This window comes from Labrys sp. KB_33_2, assembly GCF_052114505.1.
GTDB lineage: Bacteria > Pseudomonadota > Alphaproteobacteria > Rhizobiales > Labraceae > Labrys.
Genome location: NZ_JBFREW010000010.1, coordinates 230,531 through 249,400, shown reverse-complemented (window position 1 = coordinate 249,400; position 18,870 = coordinate 230,531). Strand labels below are relative to the sequence as shown.

Here is an 18,870-nt window from a genome sequence, read left to right as displayed (position 1 = left end):
GCTGACCTCAGTAGTGAACCGTGAAGGAGGCGTCGAGGCCCCAGAACTTGCGGAAGTCGGCGGCAAAGCGCGGCGAGAGCTTCATCGCATTGGCGTGCATCTTGGCGACCTCGGGCGCGAAGTCGCTGGCGGCGACGCGCTTGGCCTCCTCGGCGATCCAGGCCGAGACAGGCACGGACGTCGCGATGCGTTCAGCCCGCATCTTCTCGCGCAAGGCGGCGGTGGCTGCGAGATCGGCCTCCAGCCGATCCGTCTGCGGGACTTCTCGGATGACGATGCCGAACACCTGCTCGGATGCTTCCGGGGTGAGGTAGCCGTTTTCCACATCCTGCGCGGTCTTGATCGGATCGCGCTCCAGCACGTCGCCGTAACCGCCGCCGCCATTATAGGAATGGGTGAAGATGTCGCCGGACTTGTGCGGCGCGGTGATATAGGGGCCTTCCTCGGTGATGTGCCGGCCTTCGACCAGTTTCTCCAAGTCCGAATGAGCCGGGTCAGTGCCGATGGTGTGGGGGAGAGGCCGCCTGTCGGCGATGATCTCGGCAAGATTGGTATCGCGCACGGCCCGGTGCATCTGGCAGGTCGGCGCAGGATAGCCGCCGCACATCCCGCCATTGTCGAAGACTCGCGAGGAATGCTCCGAGGTCATCAGGCGTAGATGCCGCGTCTTGTTGATCAGCCAGGTCGAGATGAAGGCACAGCCGCCGCGATACTTGCCCGACCCGCCGGAGTTGGGCAGGATCGAGCGGCCGATATAGAGCATCGGCATGTTCTGTTCCCATATCTCGATATTGCCCATGTCGGATTCCGGGTTCCAGCCGACATAGGCGGTGTCGAGCCCGTCCTTGATGGCGAGGGCACCGGAGCCGGCAGCCGCGCATTCGAAATGGGCCATGCCGAACAGGGTGCCGTATTGGCTCTCGCCGCCCATCTCGATCATCGGCGAGTTGACTTGGCCGACGAAGACCTCCTCGACGAAGCCGCGGGCGAGAAAACCGCGGGAGAGCAGGCGCTGGAACACGCCATAGGCCGGCAGCAGCAGGGCCCAGGAGGTCGCCGTCGCGACCATCTCGTTGTCGGGGTTGGTCCAGGTGCCCTTGGGCAGTTTCAGTTCAGTGGCGAGCCAGGCGCCATCATTCACCAGGCCTTCGAAGTTCATGTGTTGGGTCAGGGTGACGAACATCCCGCCATCCATGCCGGCCGGTGTGCAGTTCATCGAATGATAGCCCCAGGGCTGGGTGCCCTCGAAGTCGAGTGTGATCTTGCCGTCGGTGGTGATCTCCATCTCGACGGGTATGTTGTAGAGCCAGTTCGGATCGCCCAGGGGCTGGAAGCCCGGCTTGCCCTCGGTGACATGGCCATAGAAGGTGTGGCCGCGATAAAGGCCGGGCACGGTAAGCTGGCGCGTGCGGGCGAGTTGGCTGATGCGGCCTTCCTCGATGAATTCCTTGGAGATCTGCTTCCAGTAATCCAGGCCGATCTCGTCGACGAGGGCGATCAGGTTTTCCCGGATGTCGATGCACGAGGCGACCTTGGCCTTTTCGTCGAGCACCCAGTAGATCGGCATGCGCAGATTGCGCTCGCAACGGATGACGTAATCGCGGCGGATCTCGTCATTCGTGCCGATCTTCTCGGCACAGACGAACAGGCCTTCGGTAAAGCGCTCCTGGGCCAGGCAGACGTCGCCACCTGGCGTGATGCCGCCGGCCTCGAGTTCGTGGCACACGGCGCCGGCCCAGCCGATCAGTTCACCCGAATGGAAGATCGGCACCACGTCCATCACGTCGGGCACCTGTACGGTGCCGATGAAGGCGTCGTTGTTGGCGAAGATGTCGCCGGGATTGATGCCCGGATCGGCTTCATAGCCTTCGCGGATCATCCATTTGATGAAGCGGCTCATGGTGTGGACATGCACCATGATGCCGTTGGAGAGCGCGATGGCGTCGCCCTCCGGGGTGTAGAGGGCGACCACCATCTCGCCGACCTCGCGCACGCCGGGTGAGGCGGAGATGCGGCGGGCCATTTCGCGCGCCGAGACGCAATAGGCGCGCAGCTTGGTATGTAGTGTCTCGAATTTCAGAGGATCCTGCTTGCGCAGCTTCAGCGAGGTGATGCCGTCATAGCAGCCGGTTTCTTCCATCAGCCGCTCGGATTCCAACATCCGTTCGCGAAGCGGCATGCGTGCTTTCACGTGGTCCAGCATGGGTTTAATCCTCTTCGCTCAAGCGTGGCGGTAATGCAGCAGCGTCCACTCGTCGATGAAGACGCTGTCGCCGGGATGGACCACCAGCGTGGTGGCGGGATGTTCGATGATGGCGGGACCCTTGACCTCGTGGCCGGGCTGAAGATCGTCCATCTCGTAGAGGTCGGCCTTGTGCCAGCGCCCGCCCATATATGCTTCACGCGTACCCTTATGGGCCGGGGCCGGATTGGTCGCGCCCAGCGGACGCCTGAGCAGGGTCGGCTTCACCTTGTCGGCCGTGGCGATCAGGCCGAGTTCCATCACCGAATAGCCGGCCGAACCGTAGCGTGAGACGCGGTGGTTGATCTTGCCATAGACCTCTTCGAAAGCAGTGATGATGGTGCGCATGTCATCCGCCGTTGCCGCCTGATGGAGCGGCGCGAGCACCTCCACGTCTTCGAGCTGGCCGGTGTAGCGCATCATCAGGAAGGGCTCGGTCCGGATCTTGTCGAGGGCGTGCCCGTCGGCGGCCATTTCCTTGATTGCGGCGTCGCGCAATTCTTCCCACACGCCCGAGATCCGGGCCGCTGTCGCTGCCAGGCTGTCATCGCCGGCCGAACTCGAAATGTCGATCTGCGTCGAGATCGAGTGGCGGCGCATATAGTCGGCCGTGGTACAGCCGAAGGCCGAGAAGGCTGCGGCGAACTGGAAGGTGATGATGTCGCGGAAGCCGATGCCGCGGCTACAGCCGGCCAGATGCAGTGGCCCGGAACCGCCATAGGAGAGCAAGGTGAATTCGGAAGGATGAATGCCCTGGCCCGAGATCACGCGTCGCAGAGCATTGTTGGCGTCGGCCTCCAGCATCTCGATCATGCCTTCGGCCGCCTCGTGCAGAGGCACGCCGAGGATGTCGGCGCATTGCTCCTTGAAGGCCCGTGTCGCCTTCTCCACGTCGAGCTTCACCTTGCCGCCGAGGAAATAGTTGGGGTTAAGACGTCCGAGAATGGCGTCGCAATCGGCGATGGTCGGCCGGGTGCCACCCCGGTTGAAGCAGATCGGTCCGGGATCGGAGCCGGCGCTCTCCGGGCCGAGGCTGATCTTCCGGGTCAACGGGTCGACCTTGAGGATCATGCCGGCGCCGGCACCGATGGTGTCGAGATGCAGCGTCGGCACGTTGAGTTTGAACCGGTCCATGATCGGTTCGTTCTCGATGCGGGTCTGGCCGCGGGTGATCACGCCCATGTCGAAGGAGGTGCCGCCCATGTCCGAGCAGATCAGCGAGTCGTTGCCGATCAGCTTGCCGACATAGGCTGCGCCGAGAATGCCGCCAATCGGACCGGAGATCATGGTTTCGTGCAGGCGGGGATGGTCGATCGAGGTGAGGCCGCCGAAGGAGAGCAGCGTCTGCACGCGATAGCGGTAACCGTGTTTTTTCGAAATGTCCTCGATGCCCTTGAGCTGCCTGCGACCGCGCGAGGTGGCATAGGCTTCGATCAGCACCGAGTTGAGGCGGGACTGCTCGCGGATGACGGGGCGGACCTCATGGCTGGTATAGACCAGGATCTCGGTGCCCGCCGCGGCGATCTCCTCCCGGGCGATCTCGGCGATCCGCTTCTCGTGCGCCGGATTGACATGGGAGAACACCGTCATGATGCAGATGGCGTCGACCTTGTCGGCAATCAGCTTGCGTACCGCCGCGACGACTTCATGCTCATAAAGCGGGATGATCACATCGCCGAACTGGTCGACGCGCTCGGTGACCCCATGCGTGCGGCGCCGCGGCACCAGGGGATCCGGATGGTGATGGGTGATGGCGTGCAGGCGATCGGCATAGGAATAGTCGGCCCAGGCCTGCAGGCCACGGCCCATCAGGATCATATCCTCCAGGCCCTTGGTGGTGATCAAGCCAAGCTTGCGTCCCGTACGCGAGAGCAGGGTGTTGAGCATGCCGGTGCCGGAGTAGAGCACCACGTCGATGCCGGAGAACAGATCGTCCAGCGAGATGCCCCAGGCATCGGCTGCATCGGCGGCCGAGATGATGAAGCCTTCCGATTCATCGCGCGGCGTGGTCGCTGCCTTGCCGATCTTGAAGTGGCCGTTGCCGTCGACCAGGATCGTGTCGGTCATGGTGCCGCCGGCATCGATGCCGATGACGATGGGGTTGCCGATTGTCTCTGCGCCTGCCGTTGTCATCGCGGTTCCCGTCCCAGATGAGGTTGTGACATGCAAGCATGTCGCGATGTCCACGCTCCAGATCATCTTGCCTGATAGATCGCCAGATTTGTGTAAGCCGCTGACAGCAGGGGTGTTTCCATTCCTGCCTCCTGAGCTCGCACCAGCAGGTCCCCGATGATCTGATCCGCCTCGATCGGCGCGCGTTTCTGCAGGTCCCGATACATCGAGGACGCCATGGCCGAATCCTTCTGGGTCAGCATCGAGAGCGCCATGTTCAGGATGGGCTCGCCCGGCAGCTTGCCCACGGCTTTCACCACGCCGACCACCTCGTCGAAGAAGCGTTGCACGAAGGCGCGGCCGCCTGGTGCCGCTTCGATCTCGCCAACCGAGCCGCGCATCAGGCAGCAGATGCCGCCAAGGCTGGCAAGCGTGATCCATTTGCCCCACATGTCGCGCTCGATGTCATCGGAAAGCTTGGCGTTGAAGCCAGCCCCCTGCATGGTCGCATCGACTGCCTCGACGCGCTCGGACCGCTCGCCACTCATCTCGCCATAGATGAGGTTATGCATGGGCGTGAGCTGCACGATGCGATCCTCGTCGTCGATGGTGGCGGCGATCAGGCAGACGCCGCCGAGCAGGGCCTTCTCGCCGAAGCGGGCCTTGATGAGATCGACATGGTGCATGCCGTTAAGCACAGGCAGGATCATCGTCTCGGAAGCGACGGCGGGTGCGATGTCATCAAGGGCAGCTTCGAGCCCATAGGCCTTCACGGTGAGCAGCACAAGGTCGTAGGGGGCGGAGATGCTGCCGGTGGTGACCAGCTTCGGAGCAAGGTCGGCATTGCCGAACGGGCTGACGATCCTGAGGCCTTCCGTCCGCAGCTTTTCCGCTCGCGCGGGCCGAACCAGGAAGGTGACGTCACGGCCCGCCTGCATCAGGCGGCCGCCAAAATAGCCGCCTGTCGCTCCAGCACCGACAACCAGGATGCGCATGGTCCCTCCGCCATTGGTTGGCTGTATTCGAGCCTGAGGTATAGGTCTCCGTGAATTCGCGGACAAGCAAGCCAGGCCTGCACTATCCGAATTGCGGCTTCATCAGCATCAGCCAGAGAATGGCGAGCACGGCGAAGAAAGCCGGAAAACCGCAGGCAAACCAGATGCGGAAAAGCCTGTAATAGTCTGAGGGAAGAGCCGAATTTTCTTGTACGGCCTTCCTGGCGAGATCACGCATTTTGACCTGGATGACGACGACGGGCAGCCAGAACAGGCCGGTGAAGACGTAGAGTCCCAGGGACAGCGCGATCCAGGGCGAGCTCAGCGGCCAGCCTATCTCCAGGGCCAGGAGGGCGCCGGTGAGAGGCTGCAGCACCACGGCGGTGGCGGTGAACAGAAGGTCCGCCGTAACCACGGTGCCGGCGACATGCGCGATCAGCCTGGCATCGTCGGTGCGGTGGGCGACGAGCATGAAGAAGGCGATGCCCGCCCCGGTGCCCAACAGCACGGTCGCCCCGATCACATGGAGCCAGAGCAGCAGGTCGGCATAGGTCATCGCGCATCCTTGATGGCGAGCGCCACCAAGGCGAGTACGGCCGCCGGTAGCGTCTTGAGGAAGGGACCGAGCGGATCGAGCCAGAGATCGGGCGTGAACGCGCTGCCGGCAAGCAAATAGACAAGGGTGATGCCGATCATGCCGATCGCCGCGGCCGGCATCGTCCGTCGCCAAAGCATGGCTGCGCCGAGCAGGATGTCGACGATCGCACCGCCATGGACGAAGAGGGCCGCGGTAATCGGCGCAAAGCCTCGCGCTGTCAGCACGGCCTCGGCTTGGTCCGCCGCGATGAGACCAATCAGTCCCGAGAGCAGCCAGAACAGGCCCAATGTCGTGACGATAATCGGCTTGAGCAGGAAGAGGCGCGCGAACCAGCGTTCGCGCACTGTGCCGCCAATGGCTTCGAGGATCTCCGGCAGGGCTTTGAGCGAGCGGCCGTTTGCGGCCCCGAGCGGCGCCGGATCGCCATCAATGCCGGCCAGTATCTGGTCGAGCGAGGTCGTGCGCATCGGCGGGCGCCAGCCGAGCAGGCCCGCCACATCGCCGAAGCGAAAGCCAAGCCGGAAGATCCACAGGGGCCAGCGGACGAAACGGGCGGGCGGCAGGCCGAGCCTTGCCCGCAGCGCGGCGACGATCTCCTGGAGGCTATGCGCTTTGTCCTCGACGAGATCATAGATGCGCCGATGCGGCAGCCGTCCTTCCACTACGGCCAGGGCGGTTGCGGCGACGTCGTCGAGTGCCACGCTGCGGATCGATGGCGCAGGCGGCAGCGGAATGAAGCCCGGCAGGCTGGCGAGGGCGTGCAGCAGGGCACTGCCGCCATAGGCCGAGGAGCCCAGCACCAGGCCGGGACGCAAGATGGTCCAGTCGAGCGACGAGCCCTCCAGCGCCTCGTCGGCATTGCCCTTGCTGCGCATGAACACGGTGGCGGCGTCAGCCGAGGCGCCGACGGCGGAGATCTGGACGACATGCCTGACTCCGGCCTGCTCGCAGGCCTCGAAAAGGGCGACGATGGCGAGGGACTGGGTCACCATCACATCGTCGCCAGGGCCGCTCTGCAGCACGCCGGCGGCATTGATCACGGCATCGATATCGTTCAGGAGCGGGCGCCACGCCTCGGCGCTTATGAGATCCTTGAGGTCGTGCTGAAGCCAGCGCGCACGGGGTTCGAGCAACCGCGCCTGGCCGACGGAACGACCGAGACCCGTGACCTCGTGGCCGGCCGCGAGCAAAGCCGTAACGATGGCCGAGCCGATCAAGCCGTAACCGCCGGGAACGAGAATATGCATGGAGGCCGTTTGCCCGGTTTACCATGGCGAGGCAAGCAAGAAGAAGAGCTGGTGCGCAGTAGGGGGCTAGCGCTTGGCGATTTCGTCCATCACGGCACGCCAGGTCTTCACCAGTTGGCTGCGCCGTCCGGGATAGCGCTCGCCGATCTCGCTGGCGGCCGCGATGCGATCGGTGCGGAAATGGCGGAAGTCTTCACGCAACTCGCACCAGGCGGCGAGCATGCGCGCCTCGTTCATGAAGCCGATGGCAATCGGCCAGATCACGCGGGTGGTCGCCTGGCCATTGAGGTCGCCATAGTCGATGCGCAATTTGGTTTGGGCACGGATGGCGCTGCGAAACACCTCGATCGCGACCCTGTTGTCAGGGAATCTCTTGTGGCTGGGTCCGGGCAGGGCGATCGGATTGCGGGCGATTTCCTGCGCTGCAGGCGGCAGCACCGCCTCGATCTTGGCGAGAGCCTCCCGGGCCGCGCCGCCCAGCGTGTCGTCGCCGCGCTGCTCGACATAGCGCAGGCCAAGCACGATGGCCTCGGTCTCGTCCTCCGAGAGCATCAGAGGGGGCAGGAACAAGCCGGGCCGCAGGATATAGCCGATGCCGGCTTCGCCCTGGATGGGAGCGCCCTGGGCGACCAGTTCGGCGATGTCGCGATAGAGCGTGCGTTCGGAGACGGCGAGTTCCTCAGCCAGGGCAGCCGCCGTCACCGGCCGGCGCTTGCCGCGCAGGATCTGCAGGAGCGAGAGGAGGCGGCTCGTTCGGGCCATGGCGTCTCATCCGACGTGGAACCATCATTCTATACGCCCGACTGACAGATGATGTCAGGAGGCTTTCTCTCGTTCGGCGCTATCGGGTGCAATAAATAATTTGCATGCTTTTAATTAGAATGCTAATTATTAGGCATGGAAAAGATTGACGCCTTGCGCTTTGCATTGACCGGGAAAACCCAGCAGATCGGCCGCCATTGGCGCCGTCTGGTGCATGACATCGTCGCGGCCCACGGCGTCTCCGACGCCGCCGCGGTGCCGCTCATCCAGATCGAGCGCATGGGCGGCGGCGTCAATCAGACCGAAGTCGCCGATGCGATCGGCATCGAAGGAGCCTCCCTGGTGCGGCTGCTCGACCAGCTTTGCGTCAGCGGCCTGATCGAGAGGCGCGAGGGCGCAGATCGCCGGGCCAAGACGCTCTGGCTGACGGCCGAGGGCGAAAGGGTGACAAGCGTGATCGAGCAGGAGCTCGTCGCCTTGCGCGCCCGCATTCTTGGCCATGTGTCGCAGGAGGACATCGAGGCAACGCTGCGGGTGTTCCGCGCCATCGAGGAGGCGTCGGCCCGCCAGCAGGCGGAGGCGGCGACATGACCGCCGGCTTTCCCCTGCCGACCGTTCGGGACTGGGTCTTCTCGCTCAAAGCTTTCTCGGCCTCGATGGTGGCGCTCTATATCGCGCTGGCTGCCGGGCTGGAGCGGCCCTATTGGGCGATGGCGGCTGTTTATGTCGTCGCCAATCCCCTGGCTGGGGCCACGACGTCGAAAGCGCTCTATCGGGCACTCGGCACCTTCATCGGCGCGGCCGGGTCGATCCTGCTACTGCCCATTTTCTCGTCCGCGCCCGAATTGTTCATCATCGTCGTCGGCCTGTGGACCGGCGTCTTCCTGTTCGTCTCCCTGCTGGACCGCACGCCGCGCAGCTATGTCTTCATGCTGGCGGGCTACACGCTCCCCCTTATTGCATTGCCCACCGTCAATGCGCCGGACACGATCTTTGACGTCGCCATTTCCCGCGCCGAAGAGATCACGCTCGGCATCGTCTGTGCCGCCTTGGTGAACTCCCTGTTCTTTCCGGCCCGGATCGGGCCCGTGCTTGCGCAGCAGATCAAGGGCTGGCTGCGTGATGCGGGAGCCTGGGCGAGCGCCGTACTCACGGATGGTGCCGGAACAGGCGCCACACCCGAACGCCAGCGCCTGGCCAGCGACATCCGGGCGATGGACATGTTGATCAGCCAGCTCAGCTATGACACGGCGAACCAGGCGACCGTGCGCGTCGCCAACGAGCTGCGAGGGCGCATGGCCTTGCTCCTGCCGCTGTTGTCGTCCCTGGACGACCGTCTGGCCGCCTTGCATGAGACGAGCGGGGAGGTCGCCGGAATCGAAGCCCTGCGTGCACGCCTGCTTGATTGGATGCGCTCGGGAGAGGGCAATGAGCGCGGCGCGGCCGACCGGCTGCTTGCCGATATTTCCGCGTTGGAGCCAAAAAGCGATCCAGGCAGCGACCAGCAGGCGCAATGGCCTGCCTTGGTGCTTTCGAGCACCTTGGAACGCATGAAGGAACTGGTCGATCTGTGGGAGGATTGCCGCCAACTGCAGCGGCAGATCGAACTCGGCGACCGCATCAGCCGCTGGCGTCCGACCTTCCGCATGCGCCGGACCGTCGGCAAGGTTAGCCACTACGACTATGCGCTTCTGACCTTCCAGGTCGGCTCGGTAGTGCTCGCCACCATCCTGTCCGGCCTGATGTGGATATGGACCGGCTGGAGCGAGGGATCGGGCTGTGTGATCATGACGGCGGTCGGCTGCTCCTTCTTTGCCGCCATCGACAACCCGGTCAACCAGATCCGCAGCTTCACGGTGTGGATGACCATCAGTGTCGGCTTGTCGGCGGTGTATCTCTTCGCCCTTCTGCCGCTTGCCCATGACTATGTCGGGCTGGTGGTGATGTTCGCCGTACCGTTCATTCTCGTCGGGACGCTGGTGTCGCGCCCGCAGTTCAACATGATCGCCATGCTGCTGGCGGTGAATACGGCATCCTTTGTAGGGCTGCAGGCCAATTACAGCGCCGAGTTCTCTGCTTTCATGAACTCCTCCGTTGCCTCGATCCTCGGCGGTGGCTTTGCCCTGGTCTGGACCCTGGCCACCAGGCCCTTCGGTGCAGCGCTGGTCGCCAAGCGCCTGGTCAGGGCCGGCTGGGCGGACATTGCCGCAACCTCTCGCGGCGGGCGCAACGCCGACGCCAATGCTTTCGCCGGTCGTGTCTTCGATCGGCTTGGCCAGTTGGTGCCGCGGCCGGCCCAGGGTGTCAGCGAGGATGTGGCGGCGGCCGATCTCCTGGTGGAACTGCGGGTCGGCATCAACGTGCTCGATCTGCAGAGGCTCCGGGGCAAGCTGTCGTCCACACAGGGCCGGCGCCTACAGCAATTGCTTGACACCATCGCCCGATTCTACGGCACGCGGGCGGCGACGGGCAGGGCGGTCGATCCTCCGGCTTCGCTGCTGGGCGCCATCGACGAGGCTCTGTCGGATTTTGCGCAAGGCGTGGAGCCGAGCGTGCGCCGGAATGCCGTACAGGCGCTCGTCGGCTTGCGGCGCGCCCTCTTTCCCGCTTCGCCGGCACCCGTGAACCTGGCCGCACCCGCAGCCATGCCCGCCCTTGCCGAACTGGGGCTCGCCAAAATGGAGTTGGCATCGTGAACGCCGACATCGATATCTTTGGCGTCTATGTGCCGAGCCTGATGATCCTCGCGCTCGTCGCCATCATCGCCAGTCTCCTGATCCGCTCTGCATTGGCCAGGGCTGGCGTCTATCGCCTGGTCTGGCACCGCTCCCTGTTCGATCTCGCATTGTTCGTCATCGTGCTGAGCGGCTTGTTTTCCATCTTTCAACGGTTCGTATCGTGAAACGCTTTTTTGCCTCGCTGGGGCGAGTCCTCATTACCCTCATCGTCGTCGTCATCGCTGCCGGTTTCGGCTGGCGGCTGTGGGACTATTATATGAACGACCCATGGACCCGGGATGGCCATGTCCGGGCCGATATCGTCGGCATCACGCCGGACGTGTCCGGGCTGGTCAGCGAGGTGCTGGTCCGCGACAACCAGGAAGTCCATCGCGGCGACGTTCTCATCCGCATCGATCCCAAGCGCTTCGAGCTCGCCTTGCAGCAGTCCGATGCGGCCGTCTCCGGCACCAAGGCCACGCTCGAGCAGGCGCGGCGCGACTATGTGCGCTACAGCGAACTGGGCAAGGACGTGGCATCCGCCCAGAAGATCGAGCAATCCTTGGCAAGCCAGGACGTTGCGAGCGCCAATTACCAGCAGGCTCTCGCCAACCAGGCGGTGGCCAGGCTCAATCTCGAACGCTCCGAGATCAAGGCGCCGGTCAATGGGGTGATCACCAACTTCCACCTCAATCCCGGCGACTATGTCGCGGCGGGCAAGGCGGTGACCGCGCTCATCGATACCGACTCCCTGCGCGTCGAGGGCTATTTCGAGGAAACCAAGCTGCCTCGGATCGCGGTGGGAGACCCCGTCGACATCCATCTGATGGGTCAGCCGGCCGTCATCAGCGGCCATGTCGAGAGCATCGCCGGTGGCATCGAGGATCGCGAGCGCAGCGACGGCTCGAATCTTCTGGCCAACATCAACCCGACCTTCTCCTGGGTGCGTCTGGCCCAGCGCGTGCCGATCCGCGTGGCGCTCGACAAGCTGCCGGAGGGCTTCCGCCTGGTGGCGGGCCAGACGGCGACCGTCACCGTCAAGTCGAAGCCGCCACAGGTCGGCACCGGTGGTTCGGGGGGGACGAGTAAATCCTGAGAAGAATATCGAGGCGCGTCTGCGGGCGTGCGGTGTCGCCTCGATTTTTCGAGCTCCCAAAGTTGGAGCAGATAAGCGTTCAATCGTGAACGCGCTTGGCTCCCGGTCTATAGAGTAGCGTTCCTTTGCCGCTGAGGACTCTTCATGACCGCGCTGATGACCGCCGAACTTGCCTGGTACGCCACCGGACGCTTCTACCGTGCCAATGACGGCTCGTTGGCGGATTACGGCTACTTCCTGCATTTGCCGTTCCCGGACGCGCTGCTGTTCGACGGCACTCCTGCCGAAACCAACGCTCACTTCACCTTTGCCGCCACGCCGTTCAAGGCGGATGGGATCGACAATGGCGCATTGTCGCTTGGGCTCGACCCGGTTGGTGAATTCTCCCTGTATCTGCAGCGGCGGCCAGGGGCGACCTTTGCCGATCCGGCCTCCTTCGCACAGGGCGAATGTATCGCCACCTTTCGCCGCACCAGCCTGGTGGTCGGCACCACGGTTGCAGCTTCGCTCACTGCGGCGAGCGTGGCCATCGTGGGTACCAATGTGTTTTCGGCCCGTCTGACCGCGAGTAATCCGTTCGACTTCGGTGGAAGGCGCTACGATCTCGCACAGGCCGTCGGGGCGGGTATCACTCAATTTGGTACCGCGGCAACCACGCCGATCGCGCCGCCGCCGACAGGTTACGATCTCGTCTTGCCTTTCACCGGATCGGCCATTGCCCTGGGCAGAGCCGGCTAGGGCGATTATTGCGCCGGAGACTCTCTACCTGAGGTGGGCGTGAGGCGCCGATCCGAGGCAGTCTTCAGCGCCTCAAGGCCGCCGCGAGATCATGAATGTGCCGGGCACCGATGCCGCAGCATCCGCCGATCAGGGTGGCGCCCGCATCGGCCCATTCGCAGGCAAAGCGCGAATAGGTGGTAGCCGTCAGGTCCTCGCGCGTGCCATGCAGGGTCTCGTTGGCGGCGCCATCTCCTTCCTGTTCTTCGAAGGCATTGGCATAGACACCGATTTCGAGGTCGGATCGCCGTTCGTCCAGCAAATGGCGGGCCACGCGTACGGCCTTGCCCATCACCTCGGGGCGGCTGCAATTGAAGAGCAGCGCTCCAGCCCCCGACCCGGCCGCCCAGGCAGCGGCATCGGCCACGCTTTCGCTGGAGCGCAGCCGTGGCTCATCGTCCTTGGCTCCCATCTCGTCGGCCAGGGTGAAGGAGACCCAGAAGGGTTTGCCGGTAGCGGCAACGGCCTGACGGACGGCTTCGCCCTCGGCGATCAGGCTGAGAGTTTCGCCAAGCCAGACATCGACATGAGGCGCGAGGCCAGCGACCAGAACGCTGAGATATTCCTGGGCACGGGAGGGATCGAAGCGCTGCGGTTCATAGGAGCCGAAGATCGGCGGCAGCGATCCCGCGACTAATACCTTGCGGCCGGAACTGTTCTCGGCGGCCTGCCTTGCGAGCCGGCCGGCGAGGTCGATCAGGGCAGGCCCTTGCTCGCGGAAGCGCTGCTCACCGATGTGGAAGGGGACCAGGGCATAGCTGTTGGTGGTGATCACCTCGGCGCCGGCTTCGATAAACTCGGCATGAACTCGGCGGACGGTATCGGGGGTTTCCATCAATGCGAGGGCCGACCATTCGGGCTGGCGCAATTCTGCTCCGAGGCGAAGCAGTTCCCGGCTCATGCCGCCATCGAGAATCCGGATCGTTCCAGGCATGTAGCGCACTCCATCCATGATGCAAAAGCCACTAGCTGTCCTCACGTCGGAGAACAAGGTGTTGCTGGAGGAGGCAAGGGCAGAAGAGGTGCGCTCGCGATGCCGGGTGGCGGGCATGACCGCGAACCGGCCTCCGCCATATAGTCCATTGCACATCGTCGATGAGGGCGCGCGCCTCAGTCGTTCGAGGTTTCGCTGGGAAGCAGCAGCTCATTGGTCAGGAACGCAACCTCGGTGCGGTTCTTGGCCTTGATCTTGCGCATGATATTGCGAATGTGAACCTTGACCGTGCTTTCGGTCATATTGAGCTTATGGGCGATGATCTTGTTCGGTTCGCCCTTGCGGACGCAGGCAATGATCGCCAATTGGCGCTCGGTGAAATGGGGGCGCCCTTCGATGGCCGGCAACTGGCCGTTGGTCGGTGCCGCGAAGCCCTGGCGTGCGGACAACAGGCCGCTGGCCGGAACGAAGGTACCACCGACATTCACGATACGGATTGCTTCGATGGCCACTTCCAGGCTCAGGCTCATGGTCACGAAGCCGCGTGCTCCACGCTCCAAGGAGGAGACCATCGTAGACGGATTGTCGATATCGGATAGGATGACCACGCGTGCGCCCGGTACGCTGGAGAGGATACGATCCAGCCCGGACTGAATGGCGCGGGCCGTACCTTCCTCACCGGTGGCACATAGCAGGATGATCGATGAAGGGGCGTGCGTGGAGGCTGTCAGCCAATCGTCGATGGTGTCATAGCCGACGGCAGCAAGATTTGCAGAAGAGGCCGTCAAGCACATCGTCAGACAATCGCGCCAGAAGGCACGCTTGTCGATTACACAAACGGGGATCTTCAAGTAACGCTCTCCCTCGTGTGTGAGGCCACTCTCACCGATCGATCTCACCTGCTTCCCCTCCCTCAGTTGCGAAATAGGCAAGGACTTTCAGCGAAATGTCAAACTTCCATGTTATCGCAACCCAGGAAGAAAATAGTTTCTTTTTTGGAGAAATATTGAACATGCCGTGACCGTGGGCCGAGAACTTGGCCCAGCGTAGCCTGGATTCGACGTCTTCCTTGATAACGCCTGTGGATGCCACCCTTGAGGTGAGAAACACCATGGCGCGGGACTGCGATGTGCGATTTTGCACAACGCGGTCTGGCCGTGCCGGCCAAGTGACGATCGGCAAGACGGCACCAGTCATGGAGGGAAGCGGCGGGCATCTCCGAGAGCCAGGCCATTTCTTAGACAGTGCGGGCATGCTGCTGCCATATCGCAATGGGGATGCCATGAGGCTTTATCACCTCTGATCACAGAATCGTACCTCGCGCAAATATGTGACAATGGCCGGGTGGGCACGATCGGAGAGGCGCGGCGCGGATCTGGACTCAGTGCCCAGTTCCAAGATGGGATAGGACACAGCGCAAAGGCGATATGATCGGATAGCGGCCATTGATATGTCGCCGCGGGGTGGTGGCAGCTTTCACGCGCCCGCGCAGGTGATCTTGCCATATGATCTGGCCATGTGATGTGGCTTGGGGCTGAAGAAGATGGAGCGCACGGAGCGTGCGTCATCGCGGCGGCTGGAAAATGGCCATGCAAATGAGGCCCGTGGCGGCATAACCACCCGGGCTTCATGTCATTCAGCGGATCTGGATCCGCCCGAGAACCAAGTGTCCGGCAACGATCGTCCAGTCCAACGATCGTCAGCTCCCTTGAATGTCAGGCTCGCTTCTGTGTCAGGCCCGCTTGGGGAACTCGTTGCCGAAACTCGTCCAGTGAGCCGTATTCAAGATACTACGACCCTCGACTTCGATATCGCCATCGGCCGTCATCACGATTCGCACCGGTCCATAAGCCACCAGATCGATGGTGATCGTGCCGGTGTCGTCATCGATGGTGACCATCGATTGACCTTGTTGAACTTCAGGCATTACGTCGTGACCCTTATTAATCATCGGTTCGACCCCACCGTTCGTGAGAATGGCGAAACATCGTCATATCGGAGGTTCAATCGATTGCTGTTTCTTGACGAATATTCAACCGATCAACCTTTGTTGGTTAGCTACTAATTGGCATCAGACTGGAATGAACTCAGATTTCTGCCATTTTTCTTTCGAGGTCTAAAGAGACATTGAAGTATATAATTCAAGTCTTCATCCCATCCCAGCAAGCGTCTGCGAAGTAATCTAGGAACTAGCATCCCGCTAGGTTTTGCATTATCATACCGCCCCGTGGTTTAGGGGGCGGCATATGAGAGCGCTCGACAAGATATATTATGATATTGTCGATGAAATTGGCAGTGTACCGACGTCCCGAGACGTAAAAGGGATGTTGAATCGAGTTGTTCAGAGTTACGGGCTGCGTACGGCTGCCTATTTTGCTGTAAATATTCCAAGCTCTACCAGCGACGATCCCTATCTAGCCGTTACCTACTCCGATGACTGGGTTGAGCACTATAAGAGCGAAAACTACGTTAGAATAGATCCCGTTCTAAGGGAGGGGTTCTCGGCTGTCCTGCCCATTGACTGGCGCAAATTCGACCTGAAAGGGTCAAAACTCCGTGCCTTTTTCGGCGAAGCTGCCGAATTTGGGCTGGGGCGCCAAGGCCTGACTTTTCCTATCCGCGGTCGCCATGGCGAGCGCGCTCTCTTCACCATCACCAGCGACGTCCCCGATCAGGAATGGGATCAGACGTTGGGGGCTTTCCAGCGCGACTTCCAGGTTTTGGCCTACCACATCCACAATGCCATCCTGCGAACAGAGGCGGTTGAAGAAGAGGAAGTCCATCTTTCTCCGCGTGAGATCGAATGCCTGAAGTGGGTTGCCCGCGGCAAGACGGTCTCGGAAACTGCGACGATACTCTCCCTTTCGGATCGAACGGTGCGGTTTTACCTCGACCTGGCTCGAGCAAAACTGAATGCAACCAATGTTACTCATGCCGTCGCCAAGGCAATGAATATGAGCATTTTTTTCGGAACGAGGTAACCCGTCAAATACGCCGTATTTCTAAGGGAATAAGTGACTAATAAATTCGAGCAGATTCCGACGGAGGGTCTGTTCGATGATTGAAGTCATTCAAAGTTACGAGCGTCATTTACATACTGAAACCCTTGATGCACTTTACGAGATGCGTGCGAGGGTCTTTAAAGACAGGCTGGATTGGGACGTTAATGTTTCCAACGGCCGCGAAATTGATTATTTCGACGATTGCGACCCTGTTTACTTGATATCGCGAAATCAATACACGGGGCGTGTGGAAGGTGGTCTGCGCTTGTTGCCGACGACTGGCCCGAATATGCTGCGCGATGTGTTCTCTGTACTGTTGCCGGACGGCGAAATTGTAGAAAGCCCGCTCATCTGGGAAAGCTCCCGGTTTGCGATCGATCCCGATCTTGCCACTGACGGCAACCGTCGCCTGCATTCGGTGACGACGGAGCTGCTGTGCGGCATTGTCGAGGTCGGCATGCTGGCCGGTATCGATTTCGTGGTGTCAGTCTACGATGCACGCATGGCCCGCATCTTCAAACTCGCCAATTGTCCGGCAGACGTGATCGGCGTGCCCACCAGAATCGGCCGCGTGATGACCTATGCTGGTCTTTTCGAGATCAGTGAGGAGATGCGTGCCGGGATTGCCGCTGCTGGCCAGATCACCGGTTCGGTTCTGCGTTCCGAGACGCAAGTCCACGCCGTTGCGGCTTAAGCCGCAACCGCGGTTGGACATTCGTTCAATCAGCTACTGCGCGGAAGGCTGTGGTGGCATCAATCCATGAGCCCGAGACCGGTTGAAGGTCCCGGGTTCATCTTGATCGTCTCCGTAGGTGCGGGCCGGAAGCCGTCGCCAGGATCCGGTATCGCCCTCTGAGGCGTTACATAGACGCCAGGGTTCGAAGAACTCTGTGCGTTGTCTGTTGCGCGTATCGGCAGCGCGGCCGATGCTGTCCGTCAGTTCATTTCGACGATCGACCAATCGAGGCGCCGTGCCGCCACCGAGCCGGCGCGGTTCAATTCGGATCGCAGAGCGCGAATGCGCCAACATTTCGCTTCTTCGGAGTCGCCGCCGACGAAGCGAGGTGCCGTGTCGCCTCCGATGGCAAGATCGAATTCGAAATGAGTTGGCGGATGAGCAAAGCCGGTGCCGAGCGCCTTCAGGCAGGCCTCTTTACGGGCCCAACTCTCGAAGAAAGCGCTTTGCTGCGCCCCGGACGGCAATGCGTTGAATTGCGCGCGTTCGCCAGGTGAGAACACCTGCAGTGCGACGCCGTCTTCGATCGGGCGGATATGCTCGATGTCGATGCCGATTTCGAAACCGTTTGCGACGGCAAGTGCGGCCGCGTTCTCGCTATGGCTCAGATTGAAGCAGATCCGCCATCCCACAGGCTGGGTCGTGCAGAAGGGTTTGCCTTCGGCGCCATAGCCGAATCCGACCTCCTGCGGCGGTGTCGCGAGATAATTGCCGAGAATCCGCCTGAGTTCTCCCCGCGCTGCCACGAAGCGGCGCCGATGCCGTTCGAAGCGGAATTTGTCAGCGCGACCGCGCTCCTCCCCCGATAGGACTTTCCAGTTCCGATCGAAGCCGCTCTCGCTGGCGTCGAGATCCCATTGCCAGACATGAACGTCCTGAGGGGCGGGCGGTGTGGGCGGAGGAAGCGGCATCGAAAGCTTGGATTCAACTGGCGTGGTGATTGACTGATTCTACAGGATCAGCATCGAGGCCGGCGCGCAAGCTCTCCCGGGGCGATCCGCGGCGGCGGGGCTTTGACCGGTACCTCCACTTTTAATCTCGCGCCGTAAGGCTATCGGAGTATGGGCGCTAGGCTCCGGGGGTGATGAAACCTACTCCTTTTGGTCCGACTTTGCCTATCGGGTGGGGGGAGGGCATTCAATTTCCCGAATTGAGACTGTGATCTTCGAACTCTACAATAATCGCAGTGTTTCGTTGGATGGGTTCTTTGAGTCTGCATCGAGCTTCGCCGGTTTTCTTGATTGCCGCAAAGGTCATTTTGTTTTGCTGGGGTCATGAAAGCGAAAGAAGCCTACCACTCTAATAATTCCTTCGTCGAATGTAATGTACCTCGTAAGTTTTTAGGTTTTCTTGCGAAGATTTTGCCATTTCACGGTAAATTCACGCATGGTTTCGAAACATAAGATCGCGTCGATATTAAAGTATTGCTCACGCATATCTGGAGTGAGGAAGGCAAAAGCTGGTCTAGGAATGTTCGACACGATTGTGGGGTTTGTTTGCTGGGGAGTGTGTGAAAGCACACACGAGGCATCCGAGAGCCGGGGTATTCCGGCTTGCGGTCAGCCGTGAGTTCAGCACCTCTCGCCGCCCCGATGGGTCGAAGGAAAGCAATGGGTATTACATCGGTGCTGGAGGGCGTCGGCAACGACGGC

Annotated in this window: 18 protein-coding genes; 7 read left to right on the top strand and 11 right to left on the bottom strand. The window is 61.7% G+C overall.

Annotated elements, in window-relative coordinates:
* Nucleotides 1-7: 7 nt before the first annotated feature.
* From AB4037_RS18930 to AB4037_RS18905, 6 genes are all read right to left on the bottom strand, one after another.
* Nucleotides 8-2,203 carry a hydantoinase B/oxoprolinase family protein gene (locus AB4037_RS18930; protein WP_441772557.1) on the bottom strand — a complete coding sequence of 732 codons (2,196 nt, stop codon included), beginning with the start codon at nt 2,201-2,203 and terminating at the stop codon, nt 8-10.
* Between the two features lie 18 nt (nt 2,204-2,221).
* A complete protein-coding gene (locus AB4037_RS18925; protein ID WP_441772556.1) occupies nt 2,222-4,375 on the bottom strand; it encodes a hydantoinase/oxoprolinase family protein in 2,154 nt (717 codons plus the stop codon).
* Between the two features lie 62 nt (nt 4,376-4,437).
* Entirely contained in the window at nt 4,438-5,349 is a 912-nt protein-coding gene (panE, locus tag AB4037_RS18920; RefSeq protein WP_441772555.1) for a 2-dehydropantoate 2-reductase, read from the bottom strand.
* Nucleotides 5,350-5,431: 82 nt separating this feature from the next.
* Complete coding sequence (locus tag AB4037_RS18915; RefSeq protein ID WP_434955967.1) at nt 5,432-5,905, bottom strand: DUF2269 family protein; 474 nt, start codon at nt 5,903-5,905, stop codon at nt 5,432-5,434.
* On the bottom strand, nt 5,902-7,194 hold the full coding sequence (locus AB4037_RS18910; protein ID WP_441772554.1) for an SDR family oxidoreductase: 1,293 nt from the start codon (nt 7,192-7,194) through the stop codon (nt 5,902-5,904). The genes AB4037_RS18915 and AB4037_RS18910 overlap by 4 nt, the downstream gene beginning before the upstream one ends.
* A 66-nt stretch (nt 7,195-7,260) precedes the next feature.
* Entirely contained in the window at nt 7,261-7,956 is a 696-nt protein-coding gene (locus AB4037_RS18905) for a helix-turn-helix transcriptional regulator (protein ID WP_441772553.1), read from the bottom strand.
* Between the two features lie 135 nt (nt 7,957-8,091).
* Here AB4037_RS18905 and AB4037_RS18900 point away from each other — a divergent pair, with 135 nt between their 5' ends.
* The 5 genes from AB4037_RS18900 (at nt 8,092) to AB4037_RS18880 (ending at nt 12,507) form a co-directional block, all read left to right on the top strand.
* Entirely contained in the window at nt 8,092-8,547 is a 456-nt protein-coding gene (locus AB4037_RS18900; RefSeq protein WP_434955970.1) for a MarR family winged helix-turn-helix transcriptional regulator, read from the top strand.
* Nucleotides 8,544-10,652 carry an FUSC family protein gene (locus AB4037_RS18895; protein WP_441772552.1) on the top strand — a complete coding sequence of 703 codons (2,109 nt, stop codon included), beginning with the start codon at nt 8,544-8,546 and terminating at the stop codon, nt 10,650-10,652. Before AB4037_RS18900 ends, AB4037_RS18895 begins: the two co-directional genes overlap by 4 nt.
* Complete coding sequence (locus AB4037_RS18890; RefSeq protein WP_441772551.1) at nt 10,649-10,858, top strand: DUF1656 domain-containing protein; 210 nt, start codon at nt 10,649-10,651, stop codon at nt 10,856-10,858. Before AB4037_RS18895 ends, AB4037_RS18890 begins: the two co-directional genes overlap by 4 nt.
* On the top strand, nt 10,855-11,769 hold the full coding sequence (locus AB4037_RS18885; RefSeq protein WP_434955972.1) for an efflux RND transporter periplasmic adaptor subunit: 915 nt from the start codon (nt 10,855-10,857) through the stop codon (nt 11,767-11,769). The genes AB4037_RS18890 and AB4037_RS18885 overlap by 4 nt, the downstream gene beginning before the upstream one ends.
* A gap of 144 nt (nt 11,770-11,913) precedes the next feature.
* Nucleotides 11,914-12,507, top strand: a complete 594-nt coding sequence (locus AB4037_RS18880) for a hypothetical protein (RefSeq protein ID WP_441772550.1) — start codon at nt 11,914-11,916, stop codon at nt 12,505-12,507.
* Between the two features lie 64 nt (nt 12,508-12,571).
* Here AB4037_RS18880 and AB4037_RS18875 read toward each other — a convergent pair whose 3' ends face one another.
* The 4 genes from AB4037_RS18875 to AB4037_RS18860 form a co-directional block, all read right to left on the bottom strand.
* Nucleotides 12,572-13,480 (bottom strand): homocysteine S-methyltransferase family protein, encoded by a 909-nt coding sequence (locus AB4037_RS18875; protein WP_441772549.1) that lies wholly within the window; start codon nt 13,478-13,480, stop codon nt 12,572-12,574.
* Between the two features lie 176 nt (nt 13,481-13,656).
* The gene (locus AB4037_RS18870) at nt 13,657-14,331 is read right to left on the bottom strand and encodes a LuxR C-terminal-related transcriptional regulator (RefSeq protein WP_434955974.1); all 675 of its coding nucleotides are present in this window, start codon (nt 14,329-14,331) and stop codon (nt 13,657-13,659) included.
* 31 nt (nt 14,332-14,362) lie between these two features.
* Entirely contained in the window at nt 14,363-14,677 is a 315-nt protein-coding gene (locus AB4037_RS18865; protein WP_441772548.1) for a hypothetical protein, read from the bottom strand.
* A 535-nt stretch (nt 14,678-15,212) separates the two neighbouring features.
* A complete protein-coding gene (locus tag AB4037_RS18860) occupies nt 15,213-15,407 on the bottom strand; it encodes a hypothetical protein (RefSeq protein ID WP_441772547.1) in 195 nt (64 codons plus the stop codon).
* Nucleotides 15,408-15,726: 319 nt separating this feature from the next.
* On the opposite strand from AB4037_RS18860, the gene AB4037_RS18855 reads away from it, so the two are divergent.
* Nucleotides 15,727-16,461, top strand: a complete 735-nt coding sequence (locus AB4037_RS18855) for a LuxR family transcriptional regulator (protein ID WP_434955976.1) — start codon at nt 15,727-15,729, stop codon at nt 16,459-16,461.
* A gap of 76 nt (nt 16,462-16,537) precedes the next feature.
* On the top strand, nt 16,538-17,176 hold the full coding sequence (locus AB4037_RS18850; protein WP_434955977.1) for an acyl-homoserine-lactone synthase: 639 nt from the start codon (nt 16,538-16,540) through the stop codon (nt 17,174-17,176).
* Between the two features lie 242 nt (nt 17,177-17,418).
* Here AB4037_RS18850 and AB4037_RS18845 read toward each other — a convergent pair whose 3' ends face one another.
* A complete protein-coding gene (locus AB4037_RS18845; protein WP_441772546.1) occupies nt 17,419-18,129 on the bottom strand; it encodes a 4'-phosphopantetheinyl transferase family protein in 711 nt (236 codons plus the stop codon).
* Nucleotides 18,130-18,870 lie beyond the last annotated feature (741 nt).

Excerpts from the sequence above, each read along its gene's own strand:
- AB4037_RS18845 (WP_441772546.1), bottom strand. The coding sequence starts at position 18,129 with ATGCCGCTTCCTCCGCCCACACCGCCCGCCCCTCAGGACGTTCATGTC.
- AB4037_RS18930 (WP_441772557.1), bottom strand. The coding sequence starts at position 2,203 with ATGCTGGACCACGTGAAAGCACGCATGCCGCTTCGCGAACGGATGTTG.
- AB4037_RS18880 (WP_441772550.1), top strand. The coding sequence starts at position 11,914 with ATGACCGCGCTGATGACCGCCGAACTTGCCTGGTACGCCACCGGACGC.
- AB4037_RS18865 (WP_441772548.1), bottom strand. The coding sequence starts at position 14,677 with ATGACTGGTGCCGTCTTGCCGATCGTCACTTGGCCGGCACGGCCAGAC.
- AB4037_RS18910 (WP_441772554.1), bottom strand. The coding sequence starts at position 7,194 with ATGCATATTCTCGTTCCCGGCGGTTACGGCTTGATCGGCTCGGCCATC.
- AB4037_RS18895 (WP_441772552.1), top strand. The coding sequence starts at position 8,544 with ATGACCGCCGGCTTTCCCCTGCCGACCGTTCGGGACTGGGTCTTCTCG.
- AB4037_RS18855 (WP_434955976.1), top strand. The coding sequence starts at position 15,727 with ATGAGAGCGCTCGACAAGATATATTATGATATTGTCGATGAAATTGGC.
- AB4037_RS18925 (WP_441772556.1), bottom strand. The coding sequence starts at position 4,375 with ATGACAACGGCAGGCGCAGAGACAATCGGCAACCCCATCGTCATCGGC.
- AB4037_RS18900 (WP_434955970.1), top strand. The coding sequence starts at position 8,092 with ATGGAAAAGATTGACGCCTTGCGCTTTGCATTGACCGGGAAAACCCAG.
- panE (WP_441772555.1), bottom strand. The coding sequence starts at position 5,349 with ATGCGCATCCTGGTTGTCGGTGCTGGAGCGACAGGCGGCTATTTTGGC.
- AB4037_RS18875 (WP_441772549.1), bottom strand. The coding sequence starts at position 13,480 with ATGCCTGGAACGATCCGGATTCTCGATGGCGGCATGAGCCGGGAACTG.
- AB4037_RS18850 (WP_434955977.1), top strand. The coding sequence starts at position 16,538 with ATGATTGAAGTCATTCAAAGTTACGAGCGTCATTTACATACTGAAACC.
- AB4037_RS18915 (WP_434955967.1), bottom strand. The coding sequence starts at position 5,905 with ATGACCTATGCCGACCTGCTGCTCTGGCTCCATGTGATCGGGGCGACC.
- AB4037_RS18860 (WP_441772547.1), bottom strand. The coding sequence starts at position 15,407 with ATGCCTGAAGTTCAACAAGGTCAATCGATGGTCACCATCGATGACGAC.
- AB4037_RS18905 (WP_441772553.1), bottom strand. The coding sequence starts at position 7,956 with ATGGCCCGAACGAGCCGCCTCCTCTCGCTCCTGCAGATCCTGCGCGGC.